The organism is Mucilaginibacter gossypiicola (assembly GCF_900110105.1).
Lineage (GTDB): Bacteria > Bacteroidota > Bacteroidia > Sphingobacteriales > Sphingobacteriaceae > Mucilaginibacter > Mucilaginibacter gossypiicola.
This window is the reverse complement of sequence record NZ_FOCL01000003.1, coordinates 542,144-567,881: the sequence shown is the minus strand read 5'-3', so window position 1 is coordinate 567,881 and position 25,738 is coordinate 542,144. Positions and strand designations below refer to the sequence as shown.

16 protein-coding genes are annotated in these 25,738 nt (G+C 44.0%); 10 read left to right on the top strand and 6 right to left on the bottom strand.

Annotated features, from left to right (window positions below; translation table 11 throughout):
- The first annotated feature begins 296 nt into the window (after positions 1-296).
- The 3 genes from BMX50_RS12205 (at position 297) to BMX50_RS12195 (ending at position 3,288) form a co-directional block, all read left to right on the top strand.
- The gene (locus BMX50_RS12205; RefSeq protein ID WP_091210798.1) at positions 297-1,457 is read left to right on the top strand and encodes a DUF1972 domain-containing protein; all 1,161 of its coding nucleotides are present in this window, start codon (positions 297-299) and stop codon (positions 1,455-1,457) included.
- A gap of 75 nt (positions 1,458-1,532) precedes the next feature.
- Complete coding sequence (locus BMX50_RS12200) at positions 1,533-2,291, top strand: polysaccharide biosynthesis/export family protein (RefSeq protein ID WP_167667876.1); 759 nt, start codon at positions 1,533-1,535, stop codon at positions 2,289-2,291.
- 403 nt (positions 2,292-2,694) lie between these two features.
- A complete protein-coding gene (locus BMX50_RS12195) occupies positions 2,695-3,288 on the top strand; it encodes an RNA polymerase sigma-70 factor (RefSeq protein WP_091210796.1) in 594 nt (197 codons plus the stop codon).
- 84 nt (positions 3,289-3,372) lie between these two features.
- Here the strand turns inward: BMX50_RS12195 and BMX50_RS12190 are convergent, their stop codons facing one another.
- Positions 3,373-4,221 (bottom strand): carboxylesterase family protein, encoded by an 849-nt coding sequence (locus BMX50_RS12190; RefSeq protein ID WP_091210795.1) that lies wholly within the window; start codon positions 4,219-4,221, stop codon positions 3,373-3,375.
- 287 nt (positions 4,222-4,508) lie between these two features.
- Between BMX50_RS12190 and BMX50_RS12185 the strand changes: the two genes are divergently transcribed.
- The 6 genes from BMX50_RS12185 (at position 4,509) to BMX50_RS12160 (ending at position 14,277) form a co-directional block, all read left to right on the top strand.
- Positions 4,509-5,477, top strand: a complete 969-nt coding sequence (locus BMX50_RS12185; RefSeq protein ID WP_091210794.1) for a FecR family protein — start codon at positions 4,509-4,511, stop codon at positions 5,475-5,477.
- A 259-nt stretch (positions 5,478-5,736) separates the two neighbouring features.
- The gene (locus BMX50_RS12180) at positions 5,737-9,078 is read left to right on the top strand and encodes a TonB-dependent receptor (RefSeq protein WP_167667875.1); all 3,342 of its coding nucleotides are present in this window, start codon (positions 5,737-5,739) and stop codon (positions 9,076-9,078) included.
- A gap of 11 nt (positions 9,079-9,089) precedes the next feature.
- Complete coding sequence (locus BMX50_RS12175; RefSeq protein WP_091210792.1) at positions 9,090-10,715, top strand: RagB/SusD family nutrient uptake outer membrane protein; 1,626 nt, start codon at positions 9,090-9,092, stop codon at positions 10,713-10,715.
- 43 nt (positions 10,716-10,758) lie between these two features.
- The gene (locus BMX50_RS12170) at positions 10,759-11,895 is read left to right on the top strand and encodes a SusE domain-containing protein (protein WP_091210791.1); all 1,137 of its coding nucleotides are present in this window, start codon (positions 10,759-10,761) and stop codon (positions 11,893-11,895) included.
- A gap of 54 nt (positions 11,896-11,949) precedes the next feature.
- Positions 11,950-13,107, top strand: coding sequence for a glycoside hydrolase family 76 protein (locus tag BMX50_RS12165; protein WP_091210790.1), 1,158 nt, complete (start codon positions 11,950-11,952; stop codon positions 13,105-13,107).
- Between the two features lie 102 nt (positions 13,108-13,209).
- Positions 13,210-14,277, top strand: coding sequence for a glycoside hydrolase family 76 protein (locus BMX50_RS12160; RefSeq protein ID WP_091210789.1), 1,068 nt, complete (start codon positions 13,210-13,212; stop codon positions 14,275-14,277).
- A 137-nt stretch (positions 14,278-14,414) separates the two neighbouring features.
- Here the strand turns inward: BMX50_RS12160 and BMX50_RS12155 are convergent, their stop codons facing one another.
- The 5 genes from BMX50_RS12155 to BMX50_RS12135 form a co-directional block, all read right to left on the bottom strand.
- Entirely contained in the window at positions 14,415-16,322 is a 1,908-nt protein-coding gene (locus BMX50_RS12155) for a DUF294 nucleotidyltransferase-like domain-containing protein (protein WP_091210788.1), read from the bottom strand.
- Positions 16,306-17,010, bottom strand: coding sequence for a 3'-5' exonuclease (locus tag BMX50_RS12150; RefSeq protein WP_091210787.1), 705 nt, complete (start codon positions 17,008-17,010; stop codon positions 16,306-16,308). The genes BMX50_RS12155 and BMX50_RS12150 overlap by 17 nt, the downstream gene beginning before the upstream one ends.
- A 315-nt stretch (positions 17,011-17,325) precedes the next feature.
- Positions 17,326-18,147 carry a DUF4249 domain-containing protein gene (locus BMX50_RS12145; RefSeq protein ID WP_091210786.1) on the bottom strand — a complete coding sequence of 274 codons (822 nt, stop codon included), beginning with the start codon at positions 18,145-18,147 and terminating at the stop codon, positions 17,326-17,328.
- Positions 18,148-18,151: 4 nt separating this feature from the next.
- Positions 18,152-20,815 carry a TonB-dependent receptor gene (locus BMX50_RS12140; RefSeq protein WP_244280955.1) on the bottom strand — a complete coding sequence of 888 codons (2,664 nt, stop codon included), beginning with the start codon at positions 20,813-20,815 and terminating at the stop codon, positions 18,152-18,154.
- A gap of 60 nt (positions 20,816-20,875) precedes the next feature.
- On the bottom strand, positions 20,876-21,868 hold the full coding sequence (locus tag BMX50_RS12135; protein WP_143065153.1) for a FecR family protein: 993 nt from the start codon (positions 21,866-21,868) through the stop codon (positions 20,876-20,878).
- A 297-nt stretch (positions 21,869-22,165) separates the two neighbouring features.
- Here BMX50_RS12135 and BMX50_RS12130 point away from each other — a divergent pair, with 297 nt between their 5' ends.
- On the top strand, positions 22,166-25,669 hold the full coding sequence (locus BMX50_RS12130) for an ABC transporter permease (protein ID WP_091210784.1): 3,504 nt from the start codon (positions 22,166-22,168) through the stop codon (positions 25,667-25,669).
- Positions 25,670-25,738: the final 69 nt, after the last annotated feature.

Sequence of the window (25,738 nt, the reverse complement as noted above, 5' to 3'; positions counted from 1 at the left end):
ATGGTTGTTAAATTTTAAACTCATGATTTTAATTTACAGTGGGCTAAAGATACATAAAATACCTGTTAAATAATAATCGTAAAATATTATTATTTGTGAATTATTATTTTATTGCTGTTTGTTTTGTTCACATCTGTTCATCCCGTTCATTCCGTTCATATGCCTTCAAAAAGCATAAAAATCGGGTTTTTGTGCGTAATATTAGTCATTCATTAGTTCGGATACTTGTTTTTAATGTAGGTATTAAAGCTGATGTATTTTAAATTAATATTTATATAATATCAAAAATTTGGCTTATGCGGATTGCTATTATCGGAACCAGAGGTATCCCAAATCATTACGGTGGTTTTGAACAATGTGCCGAATATTTATCGGTTGGTTTAGTGAAAAAGGGTTATGAAGTTGTGGTTTACAACTCGCATAATCACCCATACCAGCAAAAGGAATGGAATGGCGTTGAAATACGGCATTGTTATGACCCGGAATGCAAGCTGGGTACCATAGGCCAGTTTTTTTACGACCTAAATTGCATCAGGGATTTACAGAAAGGCAATTTTGATATTATACTGCAGCTGGGGTACACCAGTAGTTCTGTTTGGTCATGGCTTTTCCCGCGTAATTCGGTGATAACCACCAATATGGATGGGCTGGAATGGAAACGGGCCAAATATTCAAAGCCTGTGCAACGTTTCCTGCATTTTGCCGAAAAGCTTGCTGTAAAATACAGCGACTACCTGATTGCCGATTCGACCGAAATTCAGCACTATTTGGGTAATAAATATAAAAAGAACGCAACTTTTATACCTTATGGCGCCGAGATGTTTGAAAATCCGGATCCGGCAATACTGAATGACTATGCAATAAAAGCCTATGAATACGATATGCTGATTGCAAGGATGGAACCCGAAAACAGTATTGAAACAATACTTGACGGCGTTGTAAGGACCAATAACAACAGGCCGTTCCTGGTTGTTGGTAATACTGCCAATGATTTTGGTGAATATCTTAAATTGAAATTTGCACCTTTTGATAAAATCAGGTTTGTGGGTGGGGTGTATGATATGGCGAAACTTAATAACCTGCGTTACTACTCTAATTTATATTTCCACGGACATACAGTTGGCGGCACAAACCCTTCTTTACTTGAAGCAATGGCTTCAAGCGGTCTTATTTGCTCGCACGATAATAAATTTAACCGTGCAGTATTAGGTGATGACGCCTTTTATTTTAGTAGCGCCATGGATGTGGCCGAACATTTACGCGCTGTAAATAAGGTCGATAAGGTATATGAACACTTTTTGGCTAATAATACCAACAAGATCAAAACGGTTTATACCTGCGAAAATATCGTAAACCAATATGCAAGTCATTTTGAAAGCATTAAACTGAGCAAGAAAAAAACTCAGTCAATACAGCCTGGAAAAGTGGAAGTTGCACTATATCTCGAAAACGCTTAAACAACAATTCAATTTTATTCCCCCAATTTAAAAATGATCAGATGTATTTCCCCCCAGCCATTAAAGTTGGTTTTAATGGCGTTTTTGCTGCTGTGTTTTTTCAGCTCATGCTCCTACAAGCAAAACCAGGCTTTCCTGGAAAGGAAAGACGCGGCATCGCCTATAACAGGCTTCACTGGTAATGCTCAGGTATACAAAATAAAACCGCAGGATGTTTTGCAGGTGCGCAACCTGCAAAACATTAAATACATAGTTGATGACATCCCGACGGGTGCCGGCACGGCCCCTTCATCATCGGGCGGCGGCGCTGCTGCTGTGGGGCAAAGTTATGAAGTGGCCGAAGACGGTACCGTTGCACTGCCTGTAATTGGCCGTGTAAAGGTTGATGGTTTATCAAGGCTGGAGGCTGCCAATAAAATTCAGGACCTGTATGGCAAAAATCTTATCAAAAACCCTATTATCGATGTGAAGATTATCAACCTTAAAGTTACCGTACTCGGCGAAGTGAGGCGCCCCGGTAATTATCAGCTTATAAAAGATAATGCCAGCTTAATAGATATGCTCGGTGAAGCCGGCGGTATAACCGACAAAGGCAATGAAAAGCATGTTAAGGTTGTGCGTGGCGGGATTGTTAACCCGCAGATCATAGAGCTTGATTTGAGTGATGTGGCCTCATTATCAAGCCCGGCCATGATGATGCAAAACAATGATGTTATTTACATTGAGCAAAACAAGAAGTCGTTACGTAACGAAAAACTGCAGAACTTTTCGACTTTAATACAGCCTATATTGCTGCTGCTTAACTCGGCACTTATTATAACAACGATAAAGTAATGCTCTCTTCTTAAGATGCCGTTTGAAATGCAAAATATTCATTGCCGTTGGTTAAAACCAACGGGACAAAGGCTAAAGAGCCCTGGCTTTAGCCCAATTCTGCAAGTCGATTTGGGCTAAAGCCCTCTTGTTGGTACTCATTATACCGTTGGTTAAAACCAACGGCAATGAAGTTTTACCGGGGCGTAAACAACATTCATAAATTTTAAGCATCTTCTAAAACCTTTCAATGCCTGGCTATAGCTGCCAGGCGTTTTTTGTTTAAGACAATTGAATCAATGAACCGACAAAAAATATCGTAGGTTAGCCATGTTTACCGATGAGTGATATCAAAAGTTTTTTTATTTAAAAATTTTCTTGTAAATATGCCCCACCAATCAGTAAACCGTTTTACCGCCCACTTATGCTCCACGACAAGGAATATCAAATGTGGCCTGATGCCCGGTTATTGGAGCAGTTAAGGCTTGATGACCGTAAGGCATTTGAAATTCTGTACCATAAATATTCGTCGAAGTTGTTTTATGCGGCCTATAATCTTTTCAGGGATAAAGATGTTTGTGAAGATCTGGTGCAGGAATTATTTATTGATCTGTGGACAAAGCGCAACCAGTTAAATATTACCTCACTCGAGGCTTACCTCAAAGTAGCGATCAGGCATAGGGTGTTATTTTACCTGCGCACCAAAAAAGCATCTGTAGATCTTACCGTGATTGAAACACTGGTCGAAAAATATTCGGCCGATAGCAAGTTGTTCCAGGATGATATTGCACATTTACTGGAAGATGGCGTAGCGCAACTCCCCGAAAAATGCAGGCAGATCTTTACCCTGAGCCGTAAGGAATATCTCAGCAATAAAGAAATAGCCGCCCGGCTAAACATCTCCATCAAAACCGTCGAAAATCAGATCACTATCGCTTTGAGGTATCTGCGCACTGGTTTAACTGATTATCTGCCATCGGTAGTAGCGCTGTTGTTGCTGCATGTGTTCGGAAAATAAATGCGATTGTTCGCATTTTAGCATGCACTTTTCAGACAGCGCAGTTGATAGGTTAAAAGTTGTCGATTTTAAAGTCGCTCTGCGCTATTTTTTAAACGAAAATAGCCATGAGAACAAGTCTGGTTCAGCAAATACCCTGGCTTCAATGTCATGTTTTAAGCCTGGGTATTCTGTATATTTCGCGTTTTTTGCACCATTTTGTTGTAGAGCCTTTATCAGGCTCCTGTCTGGCCATGGGTTAATAATGTCATCAGCCGCGCCGTGAAAAATCCATACCGGAACGTTAGCTGCCTTTTTTGGATATAGCACTACATTGGCCTGACCGCATATAGGGAAAGCTGCCGCAAAATAGTCTGGATAATGCACTATCAAATCGTAAGTGCCAAAGGCGCCAAGCGAAGTGCCGCCCAGGTAAATTCTTTTTCTGTCTGCAATTTTATGTTTAGCCAAACTGTCAATTAAAAGTTTTACCATCCGCTCTGGTGTTGAAAGTGCCAGGGTGTTCATTTTATGGTTAACTGCTGCTGTAGTATCATAAGGTGCCGACGGAGGGATTTTGAACCACATGCTGTCGGCAGGACATTGTGGGAAAACTACAAGTGCAGGATATTTTTTCCGGACCGAATCATTTAAAAAATCTTTGCCAGCTCCGTAATACTTGCTATTGCCGCCGAGTTGTTGTTCATTATCATTCCCTCTAAAGCCTGCACCATGAAGGTAAACGATTAAAGGGTATGACTTTCCGGGTTCATAATGTTCAGGATATAATATCCTGTAACGTAACGTGTCTTTGCCCCTAATAAAGAATGCTTTTTTATATGCGCTAAAATCCTGTGCCCGGGAGAAATGAGGACTTATTAATAACGCCGAAACTATCAGGAAGCCCTTGATCCAGGTATTTTCTATGATCGAAGTTTTAAATCTTTTTTTCATCTTTTGTTTAAATCAGATGTTCTATTGTTTCAGTATAACCGAACCCCGGAAGGTTATAATAGGGCTCCATGAGCCTTACATACCCAAAGATAACCGTCGTTGCAGGCATACCGAAATCCAATTGACGAACGGCAGCGGTCAATTGACAACCTGTAAAAAATCGTAAGATCAGAAAGCTTTAGGCCATGATAATAGGCTGTGAATAATGGCAATAAAGCTTCCTGGAAAAAATATTTTCAATTACTTTGGGGGGTATCCCGGTTTATTGCATCCTGCAGTTATAAACCATGGCAAAGTTCCCTTTCAGAAAAAAACAATCCGGTGCAAATGACAGGCATTTGCAGGAAGAGCTTGTAAATAAGTATTTCGATGAGCTTGATCTCAGCAGCGTACAAAACGAAGCCGGGGACGATGTGGAATTTAATGCCGATGGCGTATATAGCAGGATCAATGCCGCTTTAGATAATGCAGAGAAGAAAAAAACTGGTAAATCCAAAACATGGATGGTTGCAGCCTCGCTTCTTGCGGGTTTATGTATTTCAATAATGGCAGCCTATCATTATCGTTATGCCCTGCTTGATCGTTTGGATCCTATCGCCAGCAAGCAATTGGTTGCTGCTAACGGACAAACCATAAATTTTACCCTTGCCGATGGTTCCAAAATATGGTTGAATGCAGGCAGTAAGCTTACCTATCCTGAAACATTCAGAGGCGAAAAACGCGAAATTAAGCTTGAAGGCGAGGCTTTTTTGGATGTGGCCCATGACCCGGCCAAAGCCTTCATCATCCATACCGGAAACGTACGCACCCAGGTATTAGGTACCAGCTTTAATATCAAAGCCTACGCTAACGAAAGTTTTATTAAGGTTGATGTTTTAAGCGGAAAAGTAGGGGTGGTTACTCCTGCGGGTAAGGCGAAGAGTACAACAACGTTTTTAACCCCTGCCGAAGAAGTTGTTTTTGATAAGAATAAGCTATCCGTAATAAAAAATGCACAGGTAGATGTGAATGCGCTAAGCAGCTGGAAAGATGGCGAACTGGTATTTAAAAACGCGGCGCTGCCCGAAGTGCTCAACACCATTAACCGCCACTTTAACGTAACTGTAAAAGCCGATGTTAACCTGGCGCGTTGTTCGATTACAGCCAATTTTACTAATGTTTCGCTGGAAAATATCATGAAGATCATATCGAAACTGGTAAAAGGTAAAGCCATGCAAAAAGGTACGGTTTACCAGCTAAAAGGGCGAGGTTGCTAACATAAAAACCAATTAATAAAAGAGATATACCAATTATCAGTTAACCTAAATAGCAAGCTATGATAACATAAATACATTAAAAAACCCTGCTCAAAAGGGATTTTGACAGGGTTAAACTAAAATGCCGGGTTATTAATAAGTGCAGCGTTTAGAGGTCCAATTCAGAACGAAGCACTTGAATTTCAAACACTTTAATTTTCTCAAATCTATGAATATATCTCTATTTTCAAATGGAGTAATTCGTCATGTATTAATATTAATGAAAATTACCTCGCTTGCCTGCTTTGTGGTTTGCCTCATGTGCTTTACGGCCGTGGCAAACAACACGTTCGGGCAAAAATTTCTGGAGGTATCGGTTACGCTCAAGCTCAAAAATGCCAAACTAACCGATGCACTGGATAAGATCTCGAACGAAAAGCATATCAAATTTGCCTACGCCGATAATGTACTTAAACCTACTTATGTTGTAAACCTTAAGGTTAAAGACAAAAGTATCAGGGAAGTACTTGATCAGGTGCTAACGCCCTTTAATCTCAGCTATAAGATCATCGACGATGTTATAGTTATTGATGAAAAGCCTGAGATTGAAAGCAATACAGGAGGGATTGATCATGGTCCCAGGCAACCCATTAAAGTTAAAGGTAAAGTTACGGACGAGAACAACTTAGTTATACCCGGCGCAAGCGTACGGGTTAAAGGTACCACCATAGGCACAGTAACCGATATTAATGGTAATTATACCATTGATGTGCCTGATGCCAACGGTACCCTTGTATTTAACTTTATAGGCTATGCAGCTAAGGAACAGTCTGTTGGTAATGAGGCTACTATAAATGTACAGATGGTCCCCGAACGTACTTCGCTTAACGAGGTAGTGGTGGTGGGTTACGGTACCCAGCGACGTACAAATGTTATCGGCGCGGTTGACCAGGTAAGTGCCAAAGCTATCGAGTCAAAACCTTCAATCAATCTTACCCAGGCATTGCAGGGTACATCGCCCAACCTTATTATACAGCAAACAAGCTCCGAGCCCGGAGCTTATGCCAATGTGAATATCAGGGGGGTGAGCACGCTTAATGATAATACCCCTCTGGTGGTTATTGACGGTATTACCGGTGGCGATATCAACCTGCTTAATCCTTTGGATATCGAAAGTGTTTCGGTATTGAAGGATGCCGGTTCAGCGGCTATTTATGGTTCGCGCTCGGCTAATGGGGTTATTTTGGTTACTACTAAAAAAGGTAAAAATAACTCACGCACTACCGTAAATTATAACGGACAGGCCGGTATCCAGTCGCCACATGTGGGTTATAAACCGGTACACAGCTATGAAAATGCCATTTTACGTAACGAGGCTATGGTTAATGCCGGTTTACAGCCAATTTATAGTCCGCAGGATATCAGGAACTTTCAACAGGAGGGCGATCAGCAATGGTTTTTAGATGCTATTTTAAAAGATTCGTGGCAGCAAAGCCATAACCTGAGCTTAACAGGCGGTAATGCTACCACTTCGTTCCTGGTATCGGCCGGGGTAACCGATCAGCGCAGTAACCTTGTTGGGCCTGATTACGGTTTAAGGCGCTATAACTACCGCATGAACCTAACCAGCAACTACGGTAAGTTAAAGCTCACAAGTATCCTTGCCTACTCGCGCTCTGAGATCAGGGAACATTCCTACAATACCGGAACTTTGATTGTTGATGCAGGCCGTACCCCAACCTATTATAAAATTAAGGACGACCAGGGTCGATACCTCACCAATGATGTACTGACCGAGTTTAACCCGTTGGGCATCCTGGAACAGGGTGGTTACCGTACTCATGATGATGACAACCTGCTGGGTAACTTAAATGCCGAACTATCGGTTACCAAAGATTTTAAACTGAAGGCTGTTTTTGGTGGCAGGTTATTGTCCGATCATCAGTTTACCCGCGTTAAGCAGGTGAATTTTTATCCATCCGGAACTTATGGGGCAGATCGCAACACCAACGATGATAATAACAAAACCTTGTTCACCAATACGCAGTTACTGGCCGAGTTTGCCAAAACTTTCAACAAATCGCACAATGTTGATGTGTTGGTAGGCGTGGCTAACGAATCTACCACGGCTAAGCAAAACAGCATCCACCTTAAATATACCGATCCAGAGTTAGGAACACCAACCACCGGTACTATTATTGATCCGGCTACTTCATCAGCATCTAATAACGGAACTACCGAAACCAGTCTTAACTCGTTATTTGGCAGGGCAAACTATTCATACCAAAATAAATATTACGGTGAGTTTGATTTTCGTGTAGATGCTTCATCAAAATTTGCACCTCAAAACCGCGGTGCTTTCTTCCCGTCGGTATCGGGTGGCTACCGCCTTACCGAAGAGCGCTTTATGCAAAATTATCGTAACAATATCGGCGATTTGAAATTGCGTGCATCATACGGTATTTTGGGTAACCAAAGCGTTAGCGATTACCAGTACCTGCGCACTTACGGCCCCTTCCAAAATGCTTATGGTTTTAACAACTCGGGCGTGGGTGGCACAGCCATATCCTTTGCCAATCCCGATCTGCGCTGGGAACGTGCGGCAACACTTAACATAGGTGTTGATGCCGGTTTCCTGAAAAACAGTTTAACTGTAGCTATTGACTATTTTAATAAAACCACCCGCGATATCCTGCTGCCGCCCATTGTGCCGGGAACGTTTGGTGCCGGGTTGCCAAGCTACAATGCGGGTAAAGTACAAAACCACGGTTGGGAGCTAACAGTTAACTACTACCTCACTACGCAAAACTTTAAACACTCCTTTAGCTTCAACGTGGCCGACAGCAAAAACAAGGTGCTTTATCTTGAAGGCGGCGATCAGCTGAAAAGCTATGACGAGATGCAGGTGATCAATCGCGTAGGCTTGCCGATAGGCTCATACGTTGCCTTAAAACGTGATGGTTATTTTCAAAACCTGGATGATATTAAAAACGGTCCTAAACCAACCGGCTTAACCGTATCACCGGGCGATAACCGTTATGTGGATGTTAATGGCGATGGCGTAATTGATGATAACGACAAGTTTGTTTTCGGTAGCCCGTTCCCCCGCTTAACTTTTGGGTTTACTTATAATGTAAGTTACAAAGGATTTGACTTTAACCTGTTTTTACAGGGCGTAGGTAAACGCAGCATGTTTATCCGCGGTGAGCAGGTTGAGCCTTTTCACGTAAACTATTCGCAGGTTATCTATCAGCACGAGCTTGATTTCTGGACACCTCAAAACCCGGATGCGCGTTTCCCGAGGCTTGCGGCCAGCGGCAGTCAATCAAACGAAAACAACTTCAGGCGCGGTTCAGATATGTATTTATTTGATGGCAAGTACCTGCGTGTAAAAAACGTACAGGTAGGTTATACACTTCCCAATGCATGGGCCAAGTTATTGGGCTTACAAAAACTGAGGGCTTATGTATCGGGCCAAAACCTGCTTACGTTTTCGGGCGTGAAGTTTATCGATCCAGAATCGACAGAGTTTAACAGTAACCTGGGGGCAGGTGGTGCCAACAGTGCCCGCGCTTATCCAACGCCCATTTACTACGGTTTTGGTTTAGATGTAACCCTATAATACTATCCATCATGAAAAAATATTCGACATATAAAACCGCCTTTTTAGTGTTACTGGCCAGTTTATCGGCCTGTAAAAAGCTTGATCTGGCGCCAACCAATAAATTTACCGACAGTAATTTTTGGACTACCACCGAAAAAGCCGACGCGGTGCTAAATACAGCCTATTCGCAAATGTTCAGCAACGACTATTTCTTCTATAATGAAGGAGCGTCGGATAATGCCTACAATGGCCGTGGCGATAATCAGGGTGCAGCTTCACTTGCAGCAGGTACTTATGACCCATCATTGGGGCGGATCAAACAGGAGTGGGGTTTCCATTACAGCGGTATAAAAACCTGTAACATCTTTTTAGAGAATGTAGACAGGGTAACTGCCATGGATGCAACGTTGAAAGCCCGTATGAAAGCCGAAGCAAGGTTTATACGTGCTTTCCATTATTTTATGCTTGAAACCTGGTGGGGCGATGTGCCTTTGTTTGATAAAGACATCAGCATTGACCAATCAAAAAGCATTGCCCGTACCCCGAAAGCACAGGTTGTTGATTTCGTACTGAAGGAGCTTGATGCCGCCACAACTGATTTGCCGGTTAATACCGCTTATAAAGATGCCGACAGGGGACGGATCACCAAAGGTGCTGCTATCGCCTTAAAAGCAAGGGTGCTGCTGTATGAAAGCCGCTGGCAGGAAGTTGCAACTACCTGCGAAAAGTTGATGAATGATAACAGCAACGGTACCTACAGCCTGTTCCCATCGTACGAGGGATTGTTTTTACCACAAAATGAGTACAACAGTGAGGTGATCTTCGATCTGGAGTTTGTTCCGGATGTGCGCACATACAGCAACTTCTTTGACATGGCGCCGCTTGCTGTTGGTGCCCGTTTAAACGCGCTTGCCCCAACCCAGGAACTGGTTGACAGCTACCTGATGGAAAATGGCAAAAAGATCACTGATACGGGTTCGGGATACGATGAAAACAATCCATATGTAAATCGCGACCCAAGGCTTACCAATACGGTTGTGTACAATGGTTATAAATGGAAAAAGCCCGATAACAGCGTTCAGGTTATTTACACCAAACCGGGCGATGATCCGGGTGCTACCAAGCCTGATGAGTATGCGCCGGGCAAGGTAAGTTCGCCAACCGCTTATTATACCCGTAAATATTACGACCCTTCATCTGCCGTGAATTTTCAATCTGCTTTAAACCTGATCCTGATCCGTTATGCCGATGTACTGCTCATGTATGCCGAAGCCAAAAACGAACTTGGTCAGCTGGATGCCGGTGTTTGGGACAAAACCATCAAAGCACTGCGTACCCGTGCCGGCTTTACCGATGCTCCTGCATTAAATTTTGCAGCCGGAAGCCAGACCGATTTAAGGGAGATAGTTCGTAATGAACGCCGTGTAGAGCTGGCGATGGAAGGCCTGCGAGTGTTTGATATCCGTCGCTGGCATACCGCCGAAACCGTGTTGAACGGTTGGGCTCACGGAGCCAAATATGGCCCTGCATCTGTTGATAATGGTTACATCAGGGCTAACCTCCGCACGTTTGATAAGGGTAAAAATTACCTGTGGCCAATCCCACGCGATGAGCGTGCCGTTGACCCTAACCTTACTCAAAACCCTGGCTGGTAAATCAATAATTATTTATAAAAAGACATTATAATCAATTGCGATCATGAAAAATATTACATACTGCCTTATGGCAGGCATCATAACCATTTTAATGGTAACAGGCTGTAAAAAGGACAAAACATTACAGCATACACAGGTATCGGCAGTAAATAACCTGTTTGCTCCTGCAAATAACAAATTCATCCAGTTGGAGCCGGTAACCGGTTCTGCCACCTTTGAATGGGCCGAAGCTCATGCGGAAGATAATGGACTGGTTTTGTACGAAGTAGCTTTTGATAAAGAAAGCGGTGATTTTTCAAAACCGATCTACACCATTCCTTCAGATGCTAATGGTTTGTACAACAAACTTACCATCTCCTATAAAGATCTGAACAAGGTTGCCGATCTCGCCGGGATCCAGCCGCAGGCTACCGGTAAATTGAAATGGACTGTAATGTCGTCAAAAGGTATCAATGTGGTTAAGGCTACTGCTTCAAGCATTATTGAGGTTCAGCGTGCGGCCGGCTTTACCGACATCCCTGCCGATCTGTACCTTACCGGCTCAGCTACCGAAGGCGGCGAGGATTTAAGCAAAGCCGTACATTTCAAGCAAACTGCTGCAGGTGTATTTGAAGCCTGGACATCATTAAAAGCGGGTACTTATCATTTCGCCGAGCGTAATACCGGTACGCCTGCCACTTACTCTATTGATGGCGCCAAACTGTTAAAAGACGGTAGCACAACAGTAACGGGTGCAACTAAAGTTGAGCGTATAGTGGTAGACTTTACCTCTGCATCGGCTACTATAACCGAAGTAACCGAGGTTGGTTTATGGTTTGCTGCCGATAATAAAGTTTGGTTCCCGCTGCCTTACAAAGCCGGTGGTAAATGGGAAATTGATAATGCTTCTATTGTTTTCCACCAGGAGTCATGGGGTAGGGATGAGCGTTATAAATTCCGCTTTACGTTTAAAGACGCCGCAGGTAATAGCTCAACGCAGTTTTACGGCAGCAAAAACTCAGATAATAGCCGCCCGGATGCAAATACGGCCAAATCATTCTGGTACATGGTGCCTGTTAATGATGCACAATATGATTTCTGCTTTAAGTTTACCGGGGCTGCCGATAATCACAATGCAGATATTGTGGTTGATTTTAGTGCTGATGCGGCTGCATATACCCACTCAGTTACTGTAAAATAATTAATGATTAACACCTGTCGCCTTACGGCGGCAGGTTCACAATAACCATATTTTATGAAAAATAAAGTATTCAGAAAATTAGCCGCCATTGCCCTCACAGGAGGGGTGGTAGCAAGCTTTTCATCGTGCCTAAAGGATAAGCCTTTCCCGCTGTATGGCAACAAGGCTTCGGCGAAGGTGGAATATAAATACGCTGAAACAGCCGACTCCTTACAGGAAAAAACATATACCACATTTCTATCGGCAAACGGAAGTTATTTTGTGGCTAACAATGCCGGCAGTACCACTTTTAATTACTGGCCAAATGCCCATACGCTTGATATTTTTACCGATGCCTATCTGCGCAGCAAAAATGATATTTACAAGCAAAGGATGAGTTCACTTTTGACTGGTATTAAAACAACCAATGGCGGTTTATCAAACAATTTTTATGACGATATGGAATGGTTGTCGCTGGCTACATTGAGGGCATACAGTGCAACCAACGATGCCGCTTATTTAACCGCAGCGCATACGCTTTGGGCAGATATTCAAACCGGCGAAAACAGTAACCAGGGTGGTGGGATAGCCTGGCAAAAGAAACAGCTGGATTATAAAAATACGCCAGCCAATGCTCCGGCTATCATTTTTGCTGCACGTTTATATGCTTTGGAAAAAAATGAGGCCGACCTCGCAACAGCAAAACGCCTGTACACCTGGCTAAAGAAAACCCTGCTTGATCCATCTGGCATCATTTGGGATGGCATAAATGCCAACGGCGATGGGCAAATTAGCAAATGGAAGTTCACCTATAACCAGGGCGTGTTTATTGGCGCAGCGCTGGAACTTTATCATGTTACCAAAGATGCTGCCTACCTTACCGACGCGGTAAATACGGCTAATGCAACCATTAATGACACTGATATTTCGCCGGGCGGAATCCTGAAGTCGGAAGGGCAGGGTGACGGTGGCTTATTCAAAGGCATCTTGATCAGGTACCTCACACTGCTGGCCCTTGACCCGGATGTTGCTGAAACAGATAAAAGTAAGTTTATCAGCTTCCTGAAATTTAATGCCGAAACACTCTACACGGCGGGGATCGAACGGCCATCGCTGATGATAAGTCCCGACTGGAAAAAACAACCATCTGGTACAACCGATTTAACTACGCAACTAAGCGGTGTAATGATGGTTGAAGCTGCGGCAACGCTTAAAGCCGCGGGCAAATTTTAAAACAACAGCTATTGTAACAATAAAAGCCATAAAAGTATTCAACCACTTTTATGGCTTATTTTAGCATTTAAATTATACCTGTCTCAAATACAATTATTGTCTATGAAAAATAAATTGATTACCCTGCTATTTCTTTTCACTGCTTTAAGCGCAAGCGCCCAAACACCTAACTACAAGGAGCGGATAAAGATCATCAATCAAAACATCAACACCTATTTTGCTGATACAAAAAGCGGCCTGTATCTCGAAACTACTGATTCGGCCGAGAATAAGGGCAACCATTCATTTTTGTGGCCGCTGTGTGCTTTGGTACAGGCTGCTAACGAAATGGAAGTGCTGGAGCCCTCAAAGCAATACCTTAAACCGGTGATGGGTGCTATTCAGCAATATTATTCCCCGCGTTCACCGGCACCGGCTTACCAGGCCATGGTAGCAAAAGAAAAGCAGGATTCACGGTTTTACGATGATAACGAATGGGTAGCTATAGCTTTAATGGATGCCTATAACCGTACCCATAATAAGCAATATTTGGAAACCTCAAAAATGATCTATCGGTTTTTATTAACCGGTTATACCAATGAAGCAGGCGGCGGTTTTTATTGGGAAGAGGGCAATTTGAAAGGTAAAAACACCTGCTCAAATGGTCCGGGGATATTGGTGGCTTTACAATTATACAAAGCAACAGGGCGCAAACAATATCTGGACACTGCATTACTGGCTTATAACTGGACAAATAAAAACTTACAGGCACCATCAGGCTTGTTTTATGATAACATCAAGGTGCCGTCGTTAAAGATTGATTCGGCCATTTACACTTACAATGCTGGTACCATGCTGCAGGCTAATGTGTTGCTCTATAACATTACTCATGATAAAAAGTATCTTGTTGAAGCCCGCCGTATCGCCAAAGCTTCTGAACAATACTTTTACCGTAACAACAGGTTGCCCGGCAATTACTGGTTCAATGCCGTTTTACTTCGCGGTTACCAGGAACTGTACCGTGTTGATAAGGACAAAAAGCAATTCCGGTTTTTTGTTGACGACGCCAACCGCACCTGGCAGCAGGAACGGGACGATAAAAACCTGCTCGGCCCCCGCCGGATTAAAAGCCTGATTGACCAGGCAGCGATGATAGAGATTTATGCGAGGCTGGAAGAGATGGGAGGGTAATATGAAGATATGTCATTGCGAGCGTAGCGCGGCAATCTCGTAGCTATACAGAGCAGTTTTGCCTATGTGCGATTGCCGCGCTACGCTCGCAATGACATGGTTTTAATCACATGGATTAAATATCCTATTCATCCCCCTTATCCAAACAAATTATTGGTAAACTCAACTTTTATCCGGCTTTGGAAATTATCTATGGTTTTAAAAATCTCCTTTAAGGCTACTTTTTCAATTTTGGTGAGCTTATCCGGGTCGATGTAGTTGTCGGGTTCGGTGCGGTCCTGGATAATTTGAGAAGCCTGGTTGCGGAGGCGCAGGCCCATTAAAAAATAGTACGACTGGATCAGTTCGTGGGCCTCTTTTTCATTGAACACATTTTTCTCTTTTAGCGCTTTTAACCGCTCGCCGGTATTAACCTCAAAAATACGATGACGCAGGGAATACATCCGCACAAGGTCAACAATAGGTGTCATGGATTTTTTGATATCGAAAACTTCCTGGCTGCCTTTGGTAAACGTTTTGATGTTTTTGAAAAAGGTGAGCGGCGGCTCATATTGCAAAGCATTTTTAGCCATATGGAAAAAGATCTTGCCTAATGGTTTTTGCAGCTCCTCGTCCAGGAATTCTTTGAGCTCATCCATAATGCTTGCTTCACCATACAGGTAGCGGCAGTCAAAAAAAGTAGAGAACTGAATTACAGTTTCGGGCACGGCCTCGGCCATCCAGCTTTCGTAATTGCGTTTCCAATGAGAAAGTGAGTGCGTCCATTTAGGGTTTTGGGCCATATAACCGCCTGTGCAAAAACTAAAACCAATATGATCGAGCTTTTCGGATACTTGCTGAGCAAAACTCAGGAAATATTCGCGCACTAATTCACGGTGTTCGTTGGCTTTATCTTCGTAAATGATAGCATTATCCTGATCGGTTTTGAAGGTTTGCTCCTTGCGGCCTTCGCTGCCAAGTACCATGAAAACAAATTTGGCAGGCGGCTGTCCCATGGTTGCAATAACACTTTCAATTACCTTTATGGCAATAGTATCGGCAATGGTGGTGATCACCTGGTTCACAATTTCGGCATTTACACCACGGCCAAGCAATTGCGTAACCATTTGCGGTACCGATTCCCATTTACGTTTAAGTTCCTGTACAGAAATAGCCTGTTTTACCGACTGTATAAACACCAATGGCGATTGTGCCTGCTCGGACAATAATTTATTCCTGCTGATGCTGCCTACAAATTCATCGCCGTTTTTAATGAGCAAATACCGGGTTTTGGTGCGGAACATCATCAGGATCGCTTCGTAAACGTAAGCATTGGTGCTGATGCAAACGATGGGATTATCCATAATGTTGCCTACGGGCTGGGCAGTATCGGCCTGTTTGGAAACCACATTATCGCGCAGTGTAATATCAGTTACATAACCTACAATTTTGGCTTGTTCATCGCGGATAAAAATGCAGCTTACCTTGTGTTTGGCCATTAAGCGTGCGGTTTCGTAAACCGGGGTACTTTGCAGACAGGAAACTATCTCACGATATTCAATGCTTTCTATCTTACGCGAATACATTTGCTCAGAAGCTATGTAGCTTTCCTCAAAAGTTGCCGGGCGCTTATAAAAATGAGCAAACTCATCGTTAAGCATCCGCTTGCCGAAATCGGCTGTAAAATATTGTACAAAGTCTTCGTAGGCTTTACATAGCGAACGGAAATCCTTACGGTGCAGGAAAAACACTGTGGTACCTTTCTTGGCAATCACCGTACGGATAGACTGCTTGCGGTTCAACAAAACAGAAATGCCGCCATAGCAATAGCCCGAATGATGGTGCTCTAACAGGCGTTTATTTTGCTGGCTATCGTAAAAAAAGGATTCGTATTCGCCCTCGGCAATGATGTCCACGCCGCGCATTTTGGTTACTTCCTGTTGGTAAATAACCGTGTCTTTACTATAACGAATCTCCTGCAATTGGTCGGCAACCTGTTCAAGTACATCGGCCGGGAGCAGGCTAAAAGGGGATACTTTACTTAAAAATTCAAGACGTTGAACCATATAACCAAAAAGCTATGATGATGATCAAAATTAAAACAATGGCTGCGGGTAAAAGGTATTTTTTTTCGGAGCGGATTTTTTGCAGGTAAACCTCCTGGTGCTCCACGCTGTCTTCGGTAATATCGCCGCGTTTCAGCATCTCAAAAAAGCATTCTGCTGTTGCTTCTGCATCTTCAAGTGCATTGTGCTGCCTGTCGAGCGTTTTGTTAAACAGCACCTCGTACAACTGGTTTAACCTTAAATATTTGGTTTGCGGATTTTGTACCCATTTGGTGGTAGCCAGCATGGTACAAAAGGTTTTTAAGTTTTGAAGCGGATTGGTGATACCTGTGCGGTAAAACTCCACGCCGGCAACGTTAAGGTCGAGCTCAATAAAGTGTCCTATAACCAATGGCTGATATTCTACCAGGTCATTAGCCAGCATGGTCATCACATCTTTGCGCCATTCGCCGTGCTCAACCAGGTATTCCTGCGTAAGGCCATGTACTGCCCGTGCCTTCTCGCTTATGGTGAAGTCGTTATCTTTAATGTAATGATCTTCGCGCTTAACCTCCTGCATATCACGGGTGTAAACAATCCATGACACCTGCAGCGCATAGGGCCAGTTGTCGTTATCGCAATAGGGGAGGTCCCACTTTTTGGGCAGGCCGGAGGTTTCAGTATCTATGAATAAAAGGTAATCTTGCACATGCTAAATTTATGAATTTATTTGAATGATGATAGTAAAGCAGATTTTTGTAATTGATTTGTGAACCATCTTTTTGGGGAATTATCACAATTTAGCCCAATGTTGGGGCGGGGTACAAGATAACCGGGCAGGCGATAGCAAATGCGCTGCAGTTGAGTAGGTCTTATTGATAAAGAAAAAAAATGTCATTGCAAGCGTAGCGTGGCAATCGCATGCTATACAGAACCGCTTTGGATCCGTGCGATTGCCACGCTACGCTCGCAATGACATGATAATAAGAATGTGTCTTAGCTCCCCATTAAGGGGGCCGCGGGCTTACGGTGCTATTAACGTCTTCTTTACTACCGTATGCACACTAAAATATCCGAGTGCACCGCCCTTGATATTGGTTAGCGGGTTGGCCGGAGCGGCGTTATTGCCATCGCCATTGGCACTGTTGCTGAGGCTGTAAAAATATTTATAAACAGCCTGGTCAATGCTCATCATTTCAATGGTTACCTCATTGCCGGGGCGGATGTCGCGCGCAGGGTTATCATTATCATTGCTGAACCGGAGGTTGTTGTTTACTACCTGCCCGTTAGTAAATTCATCATCTTCCAGCATAATTGTTTCTTCTTTGCGGCCGTTTACGTATTGTACAAAGCGGTAATAGTTTTTAACTGCTGCAGGGTCATTGTATTTTACGGTAACGTATTTACGCGTAGTGCCATCCTTATTATTTACAAGTTCATCTTTAACTAAATAAATGCTATCTAACGGAACAGCAGGGAGCATCAGGCAACTTGAAGTAAATGTTTTACCGTCAATATTCACATTAAGTTGATAAGTATGACCGGGAATACCTGTTAAAGTGCTGTTTTGGTAAACGCCGGTGCTGGTGGCAGTAAGTGGGTAAACGTTGTTGTTATCATCGGCCATGGTAACGGTTGCGCCGCTTATGCCGTTGAAATCATTATTGTCAGTAAAGTTTTTGGTTTGGCTTAGCAATACTTTGCAACCGCCGGCTGCGTCGGTCAATACGCCCTCAACTACGTATTGCGGCGTGGTGTCTTTCAGTTTAAGGTCGATGGCCTTTTCGCAACTGCTTAGGGCCGCTGCAAACAGGGTAATGGTTATATATTTTATAGTGTTTTTCATCGGCTTAAAATTTAAAGTTATAGGTAACCGAAGGTACAAAGGTGAATAAAGTGGTACGCACGGCTTCGGTACGGCTTGCATCAGTCTTGTTATCGCGGAAAAATATACGGTAGGCGTTAGGGTTGCCGTAAGCATTATAAAGACTGAATGTCAGATCGGACTGAAATTTTGCGGTTTTTTTGAGCTGTTTGGTAGCACCCAGGTCCAGGCGGTGATAAGCGGGCATCCTGTCGGCATTGCGGTTGGTGTAGTAATAATAAGTTACGCCGTTAACCTGGTATTTACCGCTCGGGAAGGTTACTGCATCGCCGGTGTAATACACGAAATTGGCCGAGAATGTCCATTTATCGCTGGCTTTGTACATGGCAACAATGGCTATATCATGTGTGCGGTCTTGCCTGGCGTTGTACCATTGGTTATTGTTGATACCATCAATCATCCTTTCAGATTTTGACAGCGTATAACTGATCCAACCGCTAAGCCTGCCGGTTTTCTTTTTCAGCAAAAACTCGGCGCCATATGCGCGGCCCTTGCCGTAAAGCAATTGCGTTTCGATAGGCTGATTGGTAAATACGTTGGCGCCGTTGCGGTAATCTATCTGGTTTTGTAGCTTTTTGTAATAGCTTTCAACCGTAAATTCATAATTGTGTTCGTTGAAATCTTTGTAGTACCCTACAGAGAACTGGTCTGCCAGTTCTGGTTTGATAATATTGGTACTTGCTACCCATTTATCCGTTGGCGAACCGGAGTTTGAGTTGGAAATCAAATGCAGGTTTTGTGCGTTGCGGGCGTATGAAGCTTTAATGGAGCTTACGTCGTTTAGCTGAAATGCTGCGGCAACACGGGGCTCCAGGTTAACATAGGTTTTAACCTCCTGCCCCGGTGTGTAATGTTTTGAGCCGATGATGTTCCCGTCAGCATCAATATCATAATAATCACCCGAACCCAGTATGGTAAATGCCGAAAGGCGTACGCCGTATGTTAAGGTAAAGCGATCTGTTGCTTTCCAGGTATTGCTAACATAAGCCGCGTTTTCAAGGGCATACCTGTTTTGCAGGCTTTGTGATATAACCCCAGAGTTACCCGTGGCCGAAATTTCGCCTGGCTTAATGGTATGGTAAATGCTGTTAACGCCAAAACTGATGGTGTTTTTGTCGCCGGCATACCATTGCATGTCTTCCTTAAAGTTGAAGTCGCGGATCTGCGAATAGATATTGTATTCGTTTACGTCCTGCTTAATGTTAAGCTTGTAATCGTAGTTACTGTAAATAAGAGAGGTGTTTGAAAAAAGCTGGCTATTAAAAATGTGGTTCCAGCGCAGGGTAGCAGTGGTATTGCCCCAGTTAATGCCTGCTATATCGGCTGCTTTAAGCACATCCTTGCCAAAATATCCCGAAATAAATAAGCGGTCTTTATCTCCTAAAACATAGTTAGCCTTGGCATTAAGGTCATAAAAGTAAAGTTGGCTGTTTTTAGCAATACTATCTTTTGATAGTTTTAAAAATGCATCTGCATATGTTCGTCGGGCCGAGATCAGGAAAGATGATTTGCCCTTTTGAATAGGGCCCTCCACATTTACCCTGGCTGCAATAAGACCAATGCCGCCGCTTACTCCAAATTTTTGGTTGTTGCCATCATTCATTTTAACATCCAAAACCGACGATAACCGGCCACCATATTGCGCAGGCATATCGCCCTTGTAAATATTCATGTTTTTGATAGCATCGGAATTAAAGGTAGAGAAGAAACCCAGCAAGTGTGATGCGTTGTATACCGGTGCTTCATCAAGCAGGATTAGGTTTTGATCAGTTGCTCCGCCGCGTACAAAAAATCCGCCGCTGCCTTCTCCTGCCGATTTGATCCCGGGCAGCAATTGAATGGTTTTGATCACATCGCGTTCGCCAAGCAGCACCGGGATGTTTTTGGTTTCCTGTATGCTGAGGTGTTCAACCCCCATCTGCGGGCTGGCCAGGTCGCGGGCCCCGGCGGGGGCAGCTTTGATGGTTACTTCCTGTAACAGTTGGGAATTGTCTTCGAGGGCAATATCCAGCTTAAGGTTAGCATTAAGTGATATGGGCATTACAACAGTTTTTTGCCCCATAGCACTTATCGAAAGTTCATGATTGCCGGCAGGCAGGGTAAGCGAATAAAAACCGTACTCATTACTCGATGTGCCTGTGTTTGCGCCTGAAACCCGGATATTTGCACCAATGATCGTTTCGCCGGTTTGTTTTGATTTAATGGTGCCGCTTACGGTGTATTTTCCGTCTGCCGGAGCGGCTACCTGCTTTTTTGCTTTACTCGCATCGTATTTGATAAGTACCTCGTTATCGAGCACGGTGAAACTAAACGGATGCGGGGCAAGGGCCTTCTTCAATACATCGCCCAATGGCTGGTTTTGAGCGCTAAGGCTGATTTTTGCGGTGCTTTTAGCAACCGTTTCATTATAAGTAAACCTTACACCACTGGCGGCTGTTATTTTATCTAAAGCCTGTTTAAGGGGCTCGTTGTTTATAGTTATAGTAACGGGCTTATCTAAAGGGCCCTGGGCATGCGCTTTGTTTTGTGCTATCGTTAAAAGTAACAATATGCAAAATGCCGTTCGGAGGGGTATTCGCGTTATTTCGCAAATCAGCATGGGGAGCCATGCCGGTCTGTTAGTTTTCATAAATGCTTTAAATTGTTGATTTGGTTTTTCCTTTTGGGGAGATGTTTTAAAATAAAAAGGTTAATTGTTGAGTGGTAAGGGTTGCAGGTAATATTCATTATCAACCCTGTTCCAACGCAGGTCCATTACCGCGCAAAGTTTATTGAGCGTTTTATCTACCTGCTCATTGGTGTTGATATGCCCGTAAAATCCTTTTTGAGCAATACCCGGGGCAAGCCTCAGGCTAATACCGTATTGGTTGGCCAGGTCATCGGCAACGGTTTGCAGCGACGAACCATCATAACTGAACAAGCCGGTACGTTGCGACAGGAATTTTGAAGCGTTGGGATAATTTTCTTTAATCAACGATCTGTCGGTTTTGTTATAAACGGCACGCTGGTTAAGCACCATGACGGCCTGCTTGCTTTTAGGCAAATCATGCGCCTGTACGGCCACTTTTCCGCTGATAACGGTCACTTCGGATATGATTTGATCAGGGTAGGCTTTAACGTTAAAGCTGGTACCCAGTACCACGGTTTTAAGTTGCCCCGATTGGATCACGAAAGGATGATCTTCATCATGTACCACATCAAAAAACGCTTCACCTTCCAGTTTTACCAATCTTTCTTTGGTCCTGAACTTATCCGGGTAGCTAATGTGGCTGCCGGGACTAAGCCAGATCCGGGTGCCATCGGGCAGGCTGATTTGCCGGTGTTTGCCTGGGGCCGTAACCAGTTCAACCTGTTTGGCAGGATCAATAACTTCCAATACCTCGTTTTTGTAAAGCGCAGCAAATGTAACCAGCAATACCACAGCCGCTGCAGCAGCTATGCTTCGCCATAAGGTAATTACCTTACGCGCGGGTTTCCCCGGTGTTCCCATTTGCGCGGTTATCTTATTCAAAATACTTTCCTGCAGCTGCTCAGGGTTTTGGTATTTTGAGGCCGATAGCAAAACTTCCTCATCGCTAAAATTGGCATACCAGGCATCGAGCCAGATTTTTTCGTCCGGACTGATGGTGCCCTGCATTAACTTATGAGCAAGCTCCTTTACGTTATAGGTAGTGTTTTCCATTGTGACTGATCTTTCAACCTTTTGCACATATAGTCAGTGATGAGAGCAGATACCCTTAGTGCAAAATGAAAAATATTTAATGTTGAATTTTCTGTTTAAGCCGAAGCGAAATTGATGTAGCGTGTTAGCTCTCGTTTTATAAACCCGGGTAATACTTAATTGATTTTTAAAGAGTGAAATCTAAAAACGAACGGCTATTCGTTCGGTTACATTACACTTGAATTATTAAATTTACTATATCTTTTTGGTTATCAATAATTTAGTATTTTGGATCAACGATTGAAGCAATAAACCCATTTGGATACCACTCTTTTTCATATTGCTCCCTATCAATTGGCGCGCTTAACGCTGCTGGTGAGCGGGATTACGCTGGCCTTACTGTTATGGTTCGCCCGGAGAGATAACCCCAATGCTAACCGGTTACTGAGCCTGGCGTTGATTGTTCTTTTATTACATGTAGCCGGGCTACCCCCGGCTGTTTTATTGGCCTTTGGGCCGTTGCTTTATTTGTACGTACGTGAGCTTATCTCGCGGGATAATTCATGGCACTGGCAGGATGGGCTGCATTTTTCCCCTTTATTGGCAGGCTATTGGATGCCAGGCTGGTTGGTTTTGATCCCGGTTCTCATGTATCTATATCTGTCGCACCGCTTAATCCGGCAATTTTATCAAAGTTTACAGCCCGTGCTCATGGATAGGCCACGATTTGCATTCCGGAGATTGGAAAAAGTATTGCTATTACTGGGATTGCTTTGCCTGCCTGGCATCATTAACGGAATTTTTTGTTTGGCCATTGCCCCGGTGATGATGGGGATGGCGGTAGCAGCAATATTGAAAACAGCTGTAAATGTACAGCTGACTACAGGTAACATGAATGAAAGGGAAAAAGCCCGGCGCCTGAAAGAGGCGGTGGCTGCCGGCCGTTTGTATGAGGATGCTGAGTTGACCCTGACGTCGCTGGCTGTTAAATTAGGTCTCCATCCGCATGAACTATCCCGGATCATCAATAATGGTTTACAGAAGAACTTTAATGACCTTATCAATGGTTTTCGCGTTAGGGAGGTTGCGCGGAAAATGCGTGATCCGGCTTATGACCGGTTCACCCTGTTGGGTATCGCCTATGAGTCTGGTTTTAATTCCCAGCGCACGTTCACCCGCGTTTTTAAAGAGCTGACTGGCAAAAGCCCGGTTGAATACAAAAACAGCCTGAAAAAAGAGTGGCCAAATGATAAGCTGGCTACTCCGTCGGGCTTACGTCCGGTAATATTGCGTCAGGAAAGCCCGCTGGTTGGGGTTTTCGAAGCCACCAAACGCAATATTATGATCCGTAATTATTTTAAGATCGCCTACCGCAGCCTTAGCCGAAACAGCGGTATGTCCATTATCAATATCAGTAGCCTGGCCATCGGCCTGGCCTGCGTACTGCTGATCGGTTTGTATATCAGGGACGAATTAGGTTATGACCGGTTTTTTAAAAATGCCGAACGGATCTACCGTGTAAACATTCATGAGAAAGACGGTAATAATGAATTCATCGCTGCACATACACCGCCGCCGGTGGGAGCGGCCCTGCAAGCCGGTTTTTCGGAGATTGAAAGCTATACGCGTATTTACCAGCCCGGCGATCAGGTGGTTCATTTTGACCGCAACGGGCATCGTGAAGCGCTTATCGACAAAAAATGCTTGTCAGTTGACTCTAACTTTCTGCAATTTTTCAGCTACCCCTTGTTGAAGGGTAATGCCGCCAGTTGCCTTAATGGGCCCGGCGCAGTCGTACTCACTGAAAGTGGCGCAAAAAGGTATTTTGGTGATGCAGATCCGATTGGTAAAAGCATGGTTATTGACGGCTACGACGTGCCATTCACCGTTACAGCTGTCCTGAAAGATCTGCCGGCACGATCATCATTGCAATTTGATATGCTGCAATGTAATCTGGCTATGCCGGCAATTAAACGCTATAGCTGGAGCTGGGTTTGGCTGCAAACGGGCACTTTTGTTAAACTGCGGCCAAATGTGCCCAATACCGCCGCCAATGTCCAAAAACTGGTTTCGCGTTTTCCCGAGATGGTACGGGTGCAGGCAGCTACCGCCTTTCGCCGCATAGGCACACCGTTCGACGAGTACCTGAAGAAGGGGAACAAGTACGAAGTATTACTTCAGCCGCTCACTGACATGCATTTTTATTCCGCACAGATTGGTAACCGTTATTTTGTCCAGGGTGATATCAAGTACCTGTACATATTCTCGGCCATAGCCTTATTTATTATTTTGCTTGCTTGCTTCAATTTTATGAACCTGGCTACCGCACAGTCCGCCAAACGTGCACGCGAGGTAGGTATCCGCAAAGTGCTTGGCTCCGAAAGGGGGCAATTGATCTGGCAATTTCTTTCAGAAGCACTTGTTTATACCGTACTGGCGGGGATTGTGGCTACAATCCTGGTAGTTTGCGTTTTACCGGCTTTTAACAGGCTCGCGTCCAAATCTATACCGCTCGGCGCATTATGTGATGTGCGTGTTTGGGGTGGAATGCTATTGCTCACCCTGCTTACGGCTTTATTTGCAGGTAGTTATCCTGCGTTTTTTTTGACTGCGTTCAAACCGGTTACTGTACTGAAAGGCAACACCGACGGCAAAACATCTAAGGCCGGTTTTTCAACGCGTAATGTGCTGGTAATTTTTCAATTTGCAGTGTCGGCAGTGATGATCATCTGTACCATGGTTGTGTATAAGCAACTCAGATATAATCAGTCTAAAGATCTTGGCTATAACAAAGAAAACGTACTGGTAATCGGTGATGCCGAATGGCTGGGCAACAAAGAAGAAGACTTTAGGCAGGAGATCTTAAAATTGCCCGGGGTAGCCGGTGCCACGATGAGCACTAACCTGCCGGCATCGCAAAAATATTTTGAAGATGAGTACAAACCCGAAATGGATGCCAATAATCCTTCATCTGCTGAAAAGACACTGGATCTGTCTTCTTACATGGTGGATGAGGCGTTTGTACCTACATTTAAGCTGCGTCTCATCGCGGGGCGTAATTTTTCGAAAGCCTATAATGACTCGGCATCGGTAATCCTCAATGAAGCCGCTGTAAAGCTTGCTGGCTGGAAAAATCCCATTGGCCAGCACATCGCTTATCATGGCGGGGGCGATAAGCGCTTTGAAGTGATCGGCATTACGCAGGATTTTAACCCGCTTTCCTTACATGATCAGATCACGCCATGGGCGCTGTTCTATACCAAGTCCGGAAATTATCTAACGCATTCATCGTATATCGCGGTCAAATTGCGTCCGGGTGATTATGCCGGTGCCATTGCCAGGATCCGGTCAGTTTGGAAAAGTTTTATGCCGGAATATCCTTTAGACTATCATTTTCTGGATCAGCAATATGACGAATTGTACCGTACCGATCAAACCATGGGTAAAGTATTCAGCGTGTTCACTGTGCTGTCTGTTATTGTAGCCTGCCTGGGATTATTTGGTTTGGCGATGTATACTGCCGAACGCCGCACCAAAGAGATAGGCATAAGGAAGGTGTTGGGCGCTTCCGTTGCAAATGTAGTACTGATGTTATCCGGAGATTTCCTGAAACTGGTGCTGCTGGCATCGGTGATAGCTTTCCCGGTAGCCTGGTATGCAATGCATACGTGGCTGCAGGATTTCGCTTATCGAACATCAATCAGCTGGTGGGTATTTGTCTTCGCAACCGGAATTGTTACTCTGATCGCATTGGTGACCATCAGCTTCCAAGCCCTTAAGGCGGCTACCAATAACCCCGTGAAAAGCTTGAAGAGTGAATAGGGTAAGTAATAGAAATAACACGAAGTAGCCGTATCAACCCGGAAATACTTATTTTTAGGACAACCTAAC

Bases quoted from the DNA above. Each gene is read 5' to 3' on its own strand.
- BMX50_RS12205 (WP_091210798.1), top strand. From the start codon at position 297: ATGCGGATTGCTATTATCGGAACCAGAGGTATCCCAAATCATTACGGT.
- BMX50_RS12200 (WP_167667876.1), top strand. From the start codon at position 1,533: ATGGCGTTTTTGCTGCTGTGTTTTTTCAGCTCATGCTCCTACAAGCAA.
- BMX50_RS12195 (WP_091210796.1), top strand. From the start codon at position 2,695: ATGCTCCACGACAAGGAATATCAAATGTGGCCTGATGCCCGGTTATTG.
- BMX50_RS12190 (WP_091210795.1), bottom strand. From the start codon at position 4,221: ATGAAAAAAAGATTTAAAACTTCGATCATAGAAAATACCTGGATCAAG.
- BMX50_RS12185 (WP_091210794.1), top strand. From the start codon at position 4,509: ATGGCAAAGTTCCCTTTCAGAAAAAAACAATCCGGTGCAAATGACAGG.
- BMX50_RS12180 (WP_167667875.1), top strand. From the start codon at position 5,737: ATGAAAATTACCTCGCTTGCCTGCTTTGTGGTTTGCCTCATGTGCTTT.
- BMX50_RS12175 (WP_091210792.1), top strand. From the start codon at position 9,090: ATGAAAAAATATTCGACATATAAAACCGCCTTTTTAGTGTTACTGGCC.
- BMX50_RS12170 (WP_091210791.1), top strand. From the start codon at position 10,759: ATGAAAAATATTACATACTGCCTTATGGCAGGCATCATAACCATTTTA.
- BMX50_RS12165 (WP_091210790.1), top strand. From the start codon at position 11,950: ATGAAAAATAAAGTATTCAGAAAATTAGCCGCCATTGCCCTCACAGGA.
- BMX50_RS12160 (WP_091210789.1), top strand. From the start codon at position 13,210: ATGAAAAATAAATTGATTACCCTGCTATTTCTTTTCACTGCTTTAAGC.
- BMX50_RS12155 (WP_091210788.1), bottom strand. From the start codon at position 16,322: ATGGTTCAACGTCTTGAATTTTTAAGTAAAGTATCCCCTTTTAGCCTG.
- BMX50_RS12145 (WP_091210786.1), bottom strand. From the start codon at position 18,147: ATGAAAAACACTATAAAATATATAACCATTACCCTGTTTGCAGCGGCC.
- BMX50_RS12140 (WP_244280955.1), bottom strand. From the start codon at position 20,815: ATGAAAACTAACAGACCGGCATGGCTCCCCATGCTGATTTGCGAAATA.
- BMX50_RS12135 (WP_143065153.1), bottom strand. From the start codon at position 21,868: ATGGAAAACACTACCTATAACGTAAAGGAGCTTGCTCATAAGTTAATG.